This is a genomic window from Nitratidesulfovibrio oxamicus (genome assembly GCF_015731765.1).
In the GTDB taxonomy this organism is placed as follows: domain Bacteria; phylum Desulfobacterota; class Desulfovibrionia; order Desulfovibrionales; family Desulfovibrionaceae; genus Cupidesulfovibrio; species Cupidesulfovibrio oxamicus.
Window position 1 is genome coordinate 1 of the sequence record NZ_VRYY01000701.1, and the last position, 11,538, is coordinate 11,538.

At 66.2% G+C, this 11,538-nt stretch carries 9 protein-coding genes and 1 pseudogene; 5 read left to right on the plus strand and 5 right to left on the minus strand.

Annotated features, from left to right (window positions below):
- The 4 genes and pseudogenes from FVW20_RS17400 to FVW20_RS17415 form a co-directional block, all read right to left on the minus strand.
- Window positions 1-785 (minus strand): annotated as a pseudogene (locus FVW20_RS17400) (hypothetical protein); the annotation flags it as partial.
- Window positions 786-984: 199 nt separating this feature from the next.
- The gene (gene mnmG, locus FVW20_RS17405) at window positions 985-2,886 is read right to left on the minus strand and encodes a tRNA uridine-5-carboxymethylaminomethyl(34) synthesis enzyme MnmG (protein WP_196610582.1); all 1,902 of its coding nucleotides are present in this window, start codon (window positions 2,884-2,886) and stop codon (window positions 985-987) included.
- 67 nt (window positions 2,887-2,953) lie between these two features.
- Window positions 2,954-4,183 (minus strand): M20 family metallo-hydrolase, encoded by a 1,230-nt coding sequence (locus FVW20_RS17410; RefSeq protein ID WP_196610574.1) that lies wholly within the window; start codon window positions 4,181-4,183, stop codon window positions 2,954-2,956.
- A 163-nt stretch (window positions 4,184-4,346) separates the two neighbouring features.
- Window positions 4,347-4,622: a PxxKW family cysteine-rich protein gene (locus FVW20_RS17415; RefSeq protein ID WP_196610575.1), complete on the minus strand. Its 276-nt coding sequence runs from the start codon at window positions 4,620-4,622 to the stop codon at window positions 4,347-4,349.
- Window positions 4,623-4,928: 306 nt separating this feature from the next.
- On the opposite strand from FVW20_RS17415, the gene FVW20_RS17420 reads away from it, so the two are divergent.
- The 5 genes from FVW20_RS17420 to FVW20_RS17440 all read left to right on the plus strand — a co-directional run bounded on the left by FVW20_RS17420 (window position 4,929) and on the right by FVW20_RS17440 (window position 10,187).
- Complete coding sequence (locus tag FVW20_RS17420) at window positions 4,929-5,558, plus strand: GntR family transcriptional regulator (protein WP_196610576.1); 630 nt, start codon at window positions 4,929-4,931, stop codon at window positions 5,556-5,558.
- A gap of 111 nt (window positions 5,559-5,669) precedes the next feature.
- Complete coding sequence (locus FVW20_RS17425; RefSeq protein ID WP_196610577.1) at window positions 5,670-6,482, plus strand: glycine betaine ABC transporter substrate-binding protein; 813 nt, start codon at window positions 5,670-5,672, stop codon at window positions 6,480-6,482.
- A gap of 87 nt (window positions 6,483-6,569) precedes the next feature.
- Entirely contained in the window at window positions 6,570-6,953 is a 384-nt protein-coding gene (locus tag FVW20_RS17430; protein ID WP_196610578.1) for a cupin domain-containing protein, read from the plus strand.
- 108 nt (window positions 6,954-7,061) lie between these two features.
- The gene (locus FVW20_RS17435; RefSeq protein ID WP_196610579.1) at window positions 7,062-8,741 is read left to right on the plus strand and encodes an acetolactate synthase large subunit; all 1,680 of its coding nucleotides are present in this window, start codon (window positions 7,062-7,064) and stop codon (window positions 8,739-8,741) included.
- A 78-nt stretch (window positions 8,742-8,819) separates the two neighbouring features.
- A complete protein-coding gene (locus FVW20_RS17440) occupies window positions 8,820-10,187 on the plus strand; it encodes an NAD-dependent succinate-semialdehyde dehydrogenase (protein ID WP_196610580.1) in 1,368 nt (455 codons plus the stop codon).
- Window positions 10,188-10,338: 151 nt separating this feature from the next.
- Here the strand turns inward: FVW20_RS17440 and FVW20_RS17445 are convergent.
- On the minus strand, window positions 10,339-11,538 hold a 1,200-nt coding region (locus tag FVW20_RS17445; protein ID WP_196610581.1), incomplete at its 5' end, for an amidohydrolase.

Sequence of the window (11,538 nt, forward strand, 5' to 3'; positions counted from 1 at the left end):
CTGGCGGCATCGGGCAGGGCCAGCAACGGCGTGCCCAGGCGGCGACCATCGGCGGGGGGCGGGGTGTCGGCCCCCATGGGCCACGCGGCCAGTCCCAGCACCAGCTGGCGCGGCACGTCCAGCCGCAGGAAGGCGCGCTTCTGCCGTCGTTCCAGCTTTTGCGGCAGGGCCAGGTCCACCAGCCATACGGCATCGGCAAGGATGTCTGGGCCGCGCGGGGCGTTGCGGTCGGCAGAGGGAGCGTGATGCGCGCCGGTGATCATCGAGGTGAACTGGTAGTATACCTGCGCGCGCTTTTGCTGGGTGCGGAAGTAGCAGTCCACCTCGCGGCCCTTCCACGATTCCGGCACGGTGCGCAGCAGCGAGCATTCCAGGGTCAGGGTGGAGCGGGTGACGGACACCGCCGTGCAGTAGGTGGAACGGCGCCCCGTGGGGCCGTGGAACTGCATTTCGAAGCGGCCCCGTTGCAGGATGGCGGCATCGAACAGTTCGCGGATTACCTGCGGGTCGTTGACCCATCCTTCGGGGGTATAGCGTTCGCGGCGCTGGCGCAGCCCGCCCACCAGCAGTACGGCGGCCAGCAGGGCGGCCACGGCGGCCACGATGAGCACGAATTCGCGCACCAGCGTGAAATCGGCCTGGTAGTCGCCGAAATGGCGGGATATGTCGGCCAGAAAACTGGCCGCCCCCGGAGGTGGAAGGGAAAGGCTGTCCGCGTCGGGCCGGACAAGGAAGGCAAGGCCGGAGAGGCACAGGTTGCACGGGAACGGAGCGGCACTGCTCATGATGGTGCCCCGGACTGTTGAGGTACGCCGAAGGGCGCGCGGCAGGCTGGGTGCGAAGCCGGACGGACGCTCCCTGAACGGTAGCCGCAAATGGCGCCTGTCGCAACAGGTTGGGCGTTAGAGCTTGGAGGTTGCCGTGCGACGCGCGGGAGAAAGGGAGGCCTTCGGGCCGGGGAGCGGCTGAAAGGGCGGAACCGTTTTATCCGGCCGGGCCGGCCTGGCTGCGTTCCAGCTTGCGCAGATGGATTTCGATGCAGGTCAGCGCCGCCGGGGTCACCCCGGAAATGCGCGCGGCCTGCCCCATGGTGCGCGGCTGGACGCGGGTCAGCTTTTCCACGATTTCGCGGGTAAGCCCGGCCACCGCAACGTAGTCCAGGTCTGCGGGCAGGGGCAGGGATTCCTGTCGGGCGGCACGCTCCACCAGTTCTTCCTGCCGGGCAAGATACCCGGAGTAGCGAATGATGGTTTCCGCCTCTTCGCACACTTCCGGCGTGTGGTCCGCGGCTTCCGGCCAGAAGACGCGCAGCCGTTCCAGCGACATGGTGGGGCGGCGCAGCAACTCGGCCAGCGACACCGCGCGGGTGGGCACGGCTTCGCCAAGGTCGGCGAAGACGGCGCGGGTGGCCGCGTCGGGCGTCACCCGGCGCTGCTCCAACTGGGTCATCAGGTCTGCCAGGGCGTCATGCCGGGCGCGGAACACGGCCCAGTGGTCGTCGTCCACAAGGCCCAGGTCGCGGCCCAGCGGGGTCAGCCGTGCGTCGGCGTTGTTTTCGCGCAGCAGCAGGCGATGCTCCGCGCGAGAGGTGAACATGCGGTACGGCTCGCGCGTGCCCTTGGTGACAAGGTCGTCCACCAGCACGGCCATGTACGCCGCATCGCGCCCCGGCAGGAACGGCGGCAGCCCGCGCAGCGCGCACGATGCGTTCAGCGCGGCCCACAGCCCTTGCGCCGCTGCTTCCTCGTAGCCGGACGTGCCGTTGATCTGCCCGGCCAGATACAGGCCCGGCAGCGTCTTGGTTTCCAGCGTGGGGTGCAACTGGATGGGGTCGGCGTAGTCGTATTCGATTGCGTAGCCGGGGCGCACGATCTGGGCGTTTTCCAGCCCGGGAATGGTTGCGATCATGGCCTTCTGCACGTCCAGCGGCAGGCTGGTGGGAATGCCGTTGGGGTAGCATTCCGGGCTGGTCAGCCCTTCCGGCTCCACGAAAATCTGGTGCCGCTCGCGGTCGGGGAAGCGGGCCACCTTGTCCTCGATGGACGGGCAGTAGCGCGCCCCGGTGCCGGTGATGACGCCGGTGAACATGGGCGAACGGTCGAACCCGGCGCGGATGGCCGCGTGGGTTCGCTCGTTGGTCCAGGTCATGTGGCAGGGCACCTGCGGCAGACGCACGCCGGGACCGCGAAAGCTGAACGGACGCGGCGGCGTATCGCCGGGCTGTTCCTCCATGACCGAAAAGTCGATGCTGGCCCGCAGCAGGCGCGGGGTGGTGCCGGTCTTCAGTCGGCCCAGTTCCAGCCCGTGGGCGCGCAGCGAGGCGGAAAGCCCCACCGCCGGGGCATCGCCAAGGCGGCCGCCGGGAAAGTTGGTGAGCCCCACGTGGATCAGCCCGCACAGGAAGGTGCCGGTGGTCAGCAGCACGGTGCGGGCGCCAAATTGCTGCCCAAGGCCGGTGCGCACCCCGGCGACGCGGCCCTGTTCCGCCAGGATGGCTTCCGCCGTGTCCTGCCAGACCCACAGGTTGTCCTGCGCGAAGACGTCGCGCCGCACCGCGTGCAGGTAGGCATCGCGGTCGATCTGGGCGCGGGTGGCCCGCACGGCGGGACCCTTGCTGACGTTCAGGGTGCGGAACTGGATGCCCGCCTCGTCTGCCCACAGGCCCATCATGCCGCCCAGCGCATCGATTTCCTTGACCATGTGCCCCTTGGCAAGCCCGCCGATGGCCGGGTTGCACGACAGGTGGCCGATGCGGTCGGCGTTGCTGGTCAGCAGCAGGGTGGGGTGGCCCAGGCGCGCGCTGGCCATGGCCGCCTCGCACCCGGCATGTCCGGCGCCGACCACGATGCAGTCGAAGATGGCGGGAAGCTGGGCCTTGCGAGGCATGAGGGGTGCGGACATATGCGGTACCGTGGTGTGAAATGCGAAGTGTTGGGCGGTGCCGGGCGTCCGGCTACTTGCCGCCCTCGAACAGCATGGTGGCGATGACCTTGGCGTCGCCGATGTTGCACGACACGCGCGTGGCCTCGTTGGGCACGTGGGCGTTGGGCACCAGCTTGGACCACACGGCGGCGGAAAGCCCCATGCGCCGCACGATGGCGGCCACGGTGCCCCCGCCGATGCCCGCCGGGCGCGCGGTGACGCCGTACACATCCTTGATGGCCGTGCGCAGCCGGGTGACCACTTCGGCATCCGGGCTGGTGGGCGGGGCGGCCTGTTCGCGCAGTACCTGGGTGATGGCAATGGACACGCCGTGTTCCCGTTCCACCTCGTCGGCCAGCCCGCGCAGCGCGGCCACCACTTCGTCCAGGTCATAGCGGGGCAGCACGCGGCAGTCCACGTAGAACACGTCCGATCCGGGCACGGTGTTCACGTTGGGCACGTTGGCCTCTTTCTTGGTGGGCACGAAGGTGGACGTGGCCGGGTTGAACAGCGGGTCAGCGTCGGGGAAGCGTTCGTTCAGGTGGCGGATGCGCAGGATGAGCGCTGCGGCACCCGCAAGCGAGTTCACCCCTTCGTCGGGGGTGGAGGCGTGGCACTGCTTGCCGGTAACGGCGATGCGCAGCCAGAGCATGCTCTTTTCCGCCACTTCAATCATGGTGCCGTCGCTGTCGCCGAAGTCGGGCACCACGATGAGGTCGTCGGGCCCGAACAGGTCGGGCCGCACGGCGGCCACGTGGGCCATGCCGCGCGCGTTGCCGGTTTCCTCGTCGGCCACGAAGGCCAGCCCCAGGGAAAGGGGCGGGGTGACGCCCTGTTCCAGCAGTTCCCGCGCCACCAGAAGGCCGGAGACGATGGCCTGCTGGTTGTCCTCCACGCCGCGACCGTACAGCACGTCGCCGTCCACGCGCAGGGTCCACGGATCGCCGTCCCACAGGGCGGAGTCGCCGGGGGGCACCACGTCCATGTGGGCCAGCACCCAGACGGTGCGCGGCGAGACGCCGGGTACGCGGGCAATGATGTTGGGGCGGTGTCCGCAGGGTACGCGGGGGTCGGGGGCGTTGATCTGCTCGATGTCGGTCACGCCGATGGCGCGCAGGTGGTCAAGCAGCCAATCCGCCTTGGCCCGTTCGCCTTCGCCGCCGCTTTCCGGCCCCAGGGCCGGGCGGCTGGTCAGTTCGCGTTGCAGTTCGATGACGACGTCGCGGCGGGCGTCAAGGGCGGAAATTATGCGGTGCGGCATGCGGCAAACCCCGTGCGGTGGCGCGTGGCGCCCGCAACCGCACGAAGCGGCCCGACCGCCGAGTAAGAATGCCCCGCCAGCATGGCCGAAACCGGCTGCGGGACGGTGAAAAAAAGAAAGGGCGAGGTTGCCCGCGCCCTTTCCCGTGCTGTCGGAATGGAGGCTAACGGCCCTTGGCAGCGCGCTTGGACGCCTTGAGGGGGTTGACCTTGGCGGCGGCAGCGGCCTGCGACTTGATGTGCGTGGCGAAGTTGCACTTGCCGGCCGCCCACTTGCGCTCGGGCATGGGGTAGCTGCCGCAGAACTTTTCGTCTTCGAAAAGGCGAATGCGCTCACAGCCTTCGCACTGTTCGACGATGGGCTTGAGGGCGATGCCGTTCATCACCACGCCGTCGGCCGTCTTGGTGGCACCAGCAAGGACGTTGCTCGTTGCGCTCATCTCTAAAATCCTCCGTCGCGCGCGAAGCGCGTTTGTTCTTTCAGAAAGCAGGTTCCAATTATACAGTTTGGCCCGGTTGTCAACAGAAAAAAACGGACGCACCTTCGCGGGCGTCCAGCGACCGGGCCGACCCGGCGGGGCTTGCAACGAGGCCGGGGAGTGTCCACCAAGAGGGGCGCTGTGGGGGGGGCGTGCCGCGCATCCAGGGCGACCGGGCGCCAACGGGGTGAAGGGCACCCCTTTCTTGATTATCGATAATGCACATGATATGGGGAAACATCATCCAGTCACGGAAGTAGTTTTCAGATGAACAGCCAGATGCTCAACAGAAAATCGCTCAAGGAGCAGGTGCGGGACATCCTGTTCGACAGGATCATTTCCGGAGAACTGGCCCCTGGCGACCGCGTGAAGATCGTGCCCATAGCCGAATCGCTACAGGTAAGCCAGGCGCCGGTGCGAGAGGCCATCCAGTGCCTGGTCACCAGCGGCTACCTGGAGCAGCACCCCAACGTGGGGGTCAAGGTAAAGGCGTTCACGAAACAGGACGTCCGGGAAATCTGCCATGTGCGCAAGCTGTTGGAGGCCGATTCCCTCGGATCCGTCACCCCGGAGGACGGTCGGCGGTTGGCCGACGTTCTCGACGGGCACCTGAAAGGTATCATCGAGGCTGTTGAAGCGCAGAGCTTCACCGCGTATGCCTTGCACGACACCCGTTTCCACCGCTGCCTCGTCGAGGCGTCGGGCAACGCGAAAATGCTGGCCATGTGGGATTCCCTGCTGATTCCTCGCCTTGTCGTCATGACGATTCGGGAACTGGGGGTGACGATGGACTCTCTGATTCCCCTGCATGTTCCCATCGTCGCCCGCTTGCGGGAGGGGGATGTCGGTGGGGCCGTCGCGGCCTTGCTGGCCCATTACACGTTCTTGAAGGGGTAGGCTTTTGAGGCGGTATAATATCGATAATATATGATAGATGCTTTGGGGGGGCTGCATGGTACGAGCACTCGTGGCTACCCGTCTCCGGTGGCGGGATGGTGGGGGCGCGACGTGCCTTTCTCCAACCTCCAACACAGGAACGGAGTGGACACGATGGAGTTGCAAGTCGGCAGAGTAGATTTGTCGTTTCACCACGTGGCCGCGGCCGTGGTGCTTGTCGGTCTGGAACGGGCTGGCGTGCACTGTCAGCTGCACACGGCGCCGCACGAGGAAATGTTCACCATGTACGCGCACGGCAAGGTAGACATGGTGGTCGGCGCCTGGCTGCCCGCTTCGCACGGCAAATACTTGATCGGAATGACCGACCAGACCGTGCGTTTCTCGGTGCTGTACACTCCGTACTGCCTGTGGGGTGTGCCGGAATATGTCCCGGCCGGTCAGGTCGCCTCGGTGGCGGATATATTGAAGCCCGAAGTGAGCGCGCAGTGCAACAAGGTCATCCAGGGCATCAACGAAGGCGCCGGGATATCGCGCTTTTCCAGAAACGTCATCAGGGAATACGGCCTGGACAAGGCGGGCTTCACGTTCCGCAGCGGAACCATCGCCGATTGCACGGACGCCTTCATCCGCGCCCACGAAAAGGGGGAATGGGTAGTGGTGCCTTTGTGGCAGCCCCAGTACCTTTTCCATTCTTACAAGATACGCGCGCTGCAGGAACCACGGGGGCTGCTTGGCGGCATGGACCAGGCGTGCATCATTCTCCGCAAGGATGCGCTCGCCAAGCTGACACCCCGCGCGGTGACCTTTCTGAAGGGCATTCGGTTGGGCAATGCCGCCGTGACGGACATGGACTACCAGTATGTCGTGGAAGGCATGCCCCTTGACCGGATAGCCATGGACTACCTGGACCGGGTGTGCATCTGAACGAACGCGACGCCCGCCGACGAAAATGGAGCACTGGGGCGAGGGCGGTGTTGCGCAACATGCAGGCAGGCAACAGGAGGCAAGCCCATGAAGAGGAAGTGCGTGGTCCCCGCAGGGGGGCTGGAATTCTGGAGCAACGAGCAGAAGGCCGCCCTCGGTGACGGAATGCATGATACCAACGTGGGATGCCACGTGGCATACGAGAACGACCATTTCAGGATATGGACCATCCACCTGAGTCCCGGCGAATGGCTGCACTTTCACAGGCATGAGCGGCCCTACTACTGGACGGCCCTTTCGGCGGGCCGGGCCCGGTCGCGCCACGACGACGGATCTGTCTGGGAGGTGGAATACGAGGTGGGAGACACCAAGTATTTCGACAAGATCGACAAGGACAATTTCTTTGTCCACGATGTGCTGAACATTGGCGAAAGTCCTCTGGTGTTTTCCACTGTGGAATTCCTGCGCTGAGTACTTTCATCGACGGAGTGCGTCCCCCTTCGGAAAGCTGGGCAGCGGCTGTTGCAGCCCGCCCCGCCCGTTTTCCGGAAGGCGGACGCGCACCAAGGGAACGGTGTTATGAAGGCAGCAGATCTCTTTGTGAAGGCCCTTGAAAACGAAGGTGTGGAATACATCTTCGGTGTTCCGGGCGAGGAGAATCTTGGACTCGTGGAATCGCTGCGCGCCTCCGGCAAGATCAGGCTGATCCTTACCAGGCACGAGCAGGGCGCGGGCTTCATGGCGGCGACGTACGGGCGTCTCACGGGCAAGCCCGGCGTTTGCATGTCCACCCTGGGGCCGGGCGCCACGAACCTGGTGACGCCGGCCGCCTATGCCCAGCTTGGCGCCATGCCCATGGTCATGATCACCGGGCAGAAGCCGGTCAACAAGAGCAAGCAGGGCAAGTTCCAGATCGTGGACGTGGTGGACATGATGCGCCCGCTCACCAAGTACACGCGACAGGTGAACCATTCCGGGCATGTACCCTCCATCATTCGCGAGGCGTTCCGCAAGGCGGCCGAGGAGCGCCCCGGCGCCGCGCACATCGAACTGCCCGAGGACGTCGCCGACGCCCCCGTGGAGGGAGCGTCCCTGTTCGAGGTGGTCGGCCAGCGCATTCCCCAGGCCGAGGAACGGGTGCTGGAAAAGGCGGCCACCATGCTGCGCAAGGCCAGGCGTCCGCTGCTGCTCGTGGGCGCGGGGGCCAACCGCAAGCGGGCCAGCGCCGCGCTGACCCGCTTGGTGGACCAGACCCACATGATCTTCTTCAACACCCAGATGGGCAAGGGCATCATCGACGAGCGGCATCCCCTCTACCTGGGCACGGCGGCCCTGTCGGACAACGACTACCTGCATGACGCCATCGACATGTCCGACCTCATCATCAATGTGGGCCACGACACCATAGAAAAGCCGCCCTTCCTCATGCGCCCGGGCGACAGCCGCAGGGTGATCCACATCAACTTCTTTCCCGCTGAAGTGGACGAAGTCTACTTTCCGCACCTCAACGTGATTGGCGACATCGCCTCGTCCGTGGACCGGCTTGTCGACCTGCTGCTGCGCGAGCCGCTGCCCGCATGGGATGACGACGTGTTCATCTGCGCCCGCGACAAGGCCCGGCAGAACAACGCCGGGTACGCGCGGGACGACAGATTTCCCATACTGCCCCAGCGGATGGTGCATATCACGCGCGAGGTCATGCCCGATGACGGCATCGTCACCCTGGACAACGGCATGTACAAGATATGGTTCGCGCGCAACTATCACGTGTACGGCCACAACCGCCTGCTGCTCGACAACGCGCTGGCCACCATGGGCGCGGGCTTGCCGTCGGCCATGGTGGCCAAAATGCTCCATCCGGACCGCAAGGTGCTCGCCGTCTGCGGCGACGGCGGCTTCATGATGAACTCGCAGGAGTTGGAAACGGCGGTCCGGCTGGGGCTTGATCTGGTGGTGGTCGTTCTCAACGACGGCGCCTATGGCATGATCAAGTGGAAGCAGCAGGGCCTTGGATTCGCGGAATACGGGCTAGACTACGGCAACCCGGATTTCGTCCGTTACGCCGAAAGCTTCGGCATACCGGGCTACCGCCCGGATTCCGCGTCCTCGTTCCGTGATATCCTTTCCGGAGCGCTGGCGGGCAAGGGCGTGCATCTGATCGACCTGCCGGTGGACTATTCCCTCAACCACGAGCTTCTCAACATGCACCTGGTGGCACGCGACCGTACGGAATGCATACCCGCACCGGGCGGGGCATGATCCACCCATCGCGCAAGCGGGACATGCTTGCGGAACAACATGCAGATATGGCCGTATTTCGGTGCGGCGGAGATCGACATGGACAAGACGGTCAGCATCAATCCCGCAACGGGTGAAAAGGCGGGGGAGTTCGCGCGCGTCACGCTGGACGAAGCCGTCGGCAAGGCGCGGCAGGCACGGCGGGCGTTTGGCGCATGGCGTGAAACGTCCTTTGCCCACCGGGGGGAACTGTTCCGCAACCTGGCGGAAAAACTGCTCGGGGACAAGGACCGGTACGCCCGGCTGGCAACCCTGGAAATGGGCAAGCCCATTGCGCAGGCCCGCAAGGAAATCGAGAAGTGCGCCTGGGTCTGCCGTTACTACGCCGAACACGCAAAAGGGTTCCTGAGCCAGACGCCGGTGGAAACGGAAGCCTGGAAGAGCTACGTCGCCTTCCAGCCGATGGGGGTGGTGCTTGCCATCATGCCGTGGAACTTCCCGTTCTACCAGGTGATCCGCTTTGCCGCACCGGCACTGATGGCCGGCAACACCGGCCTGCTGAAGCACGCTTCCAACGTGCAAGGCTGCGCCCGGGCGCTGGAGGAGGCCTTTGCCGGGGTCGGCTTTCCCCCGGGCGTGTTCGGCAACATCAACATGAGCGCGGGTGACATCGCGGGGCTCATCGCCAACCCCGCCATCGCCGCCGTCACCCTTACCGGCAGCGAGGCCGCCGGGCGCAGCGTGGCGTCCACGGCAGGCAAGCACCTGAAAAAAGCGGTGCTCGAGCTTGGCGGCTCGGACGCCTACATCGTCCTTGACGACGCAGACGTGGAAAAGGCCGCCGATCTCGCCCTGGCGGGCAGAATGCAGAACACGGGACAGACCTGCATCGCGGCCAAACGCTTCGTGGTGCTGGATGGCATCCACGACGCCTTTCTGGCCGCGCTGCGGCACAGGATGCAGGATGCCCGCATGGGCGACCCGCTGGATGAATCCAATTACTACGGTCCCATGGCTCGCACGGACCTGCGGGACACGCTGCATGCCCAGGTCGAGCGCACCCTGTCCCAGGGCGGGCGGCTGCTCTGCGGGGGCGTCGTGCCGCCCGGTCCCGGCGCCTATTATCCCGCAACGCTCATCGCCGACGTGAAGCCCGGCATGGAGGCCTTCGACACCGAAATGTTCGGCCCGGTGGCCGCGGTCATCCGCGCCCGGGACGAGGAACACGCCATCGCCCTGGCCAACGACACCCGCTTCGGCCTCGGTTCCGGGGTCATCACCCGCGACAGGGAGCGGGGCGAACGAATCGCCCTGCGGCTTGAAGCCGGAAGCAGCTTCGTCAACACGCTGGTGGTGTCGGATCCGCGCCTGCCGTTCGGCGGCGTGAAGGACAGCGGCTACGGACGCGAGCTGTCGTCCTTCGGCATCCACGAGTTCGTCAACATCAAATCGGTCTGGATCGCCTAGCTCGGCCACGGAACCGGCGGCGCCGGGGCGTGCGGCATTCCGCGAGGAGCGGACCCGATCCCGAAGGTGCCGCCTGTTCCCGCCACGCAACAGGGCGGCCCCCAGTGCGGACTGGGGGCCGCCCTTCGCGTTTGCGCGACGCTTTTCCGGGCTACCGCCCCAGCTTGTCCAGCACCCAGCGGCGCACGTCGCGCATCTGGGCCACAAGGGCGGGGTAGTCGAAGCGGCTGAAGCGGCCATCCTGGTACAGCACCTCGCCCGCCACCATGGTCAGGCGCACTTCGTGCCCGGTGGCGGCGTACACCAGATGCGAGGCCGGGTTGTACATGGGTTGCATGTTGGGGGCGGAAAGGTCCAGCGCGGTCAGGTCCGCCGGGCAGCCGGGGGCAAGCTGGCCAAGGCCCGGCCAGTGCAGGGCCGCCGCGCCGCCCAGGGTGGCCATGTCCAGCACGGTCTGGGCCGGGGCGCAGGTGGGGTCCATGCAGCGCAGCTTGTGCAGCATGGCGCAACTGGTCATTTCCGTGAACATGTTCAGGCTGTTGTTGCTGGCCGCGCCATCGGTCCCGATGCCCACGGCAATGCCCCGCGCCAGCATCTGCGGTACCGGGGCCGCGCCGGAGGCCAGCTTCATGTTGCTTTCCGGGTTGTGGGCCACTGCCGCGCCGGTGGAGGCCAGCAGGTCCATTTCACCGTCCGTCAGGTCCACGGCGTGGGCCACGGTGGCGCGCGGGGTCAGCAGGCCGAGGCCGTGGCAGTACGGCACGGGCCGCTGGCCGAACATCTGCTGGCACTGGGCCGTTTCCGTTGTTGTTTCCGCCAGGTGGATGTGCAGGGGCAGGTCCAGTTCCTCGGCCAGGGCCTGGCAACGTTGCAGCAGTTCCGGCGAGGTGGTGTACACCGCGTGCGGGGTGACGCACTGGCGGATACGCGGGTTGTGCCGCCATGTTTCGTGCAGGCGGCGCACCAGGGCCAGGCCCGCGTCGGCGTCGGGGTAGGCGGGCGAGGGAAAGCCGAAGATGCCCTCGCCGCCCAGGCAGCGCAGGCCCGCCGTGTTCACGGCGCGGTAGGTGGCGTCCTGGATCAGGTACATATCGTTGAAGGCGGTGGTGCCGGTGCGCAGCATTTCGGCGCAGCCCAGCAGCGCCCCCGCTTCCACGATGTCGGGCGTGAGGTGCTTTTCCACGGGAAAGATGTGTTGCGTCAGCCAGTCCATCAGCGGCAGGTCGTCGGCCACGCCGCGCAGGAAGGTCATGGCCGCGTGGGTGTGCGCGTTGACGAGGCCGGGCATGACCAGCGCATCGCCCAGGTCCAGCAGTCGCGCCGGGGCGTGCGCTGCGGCCACGGCCTCGCG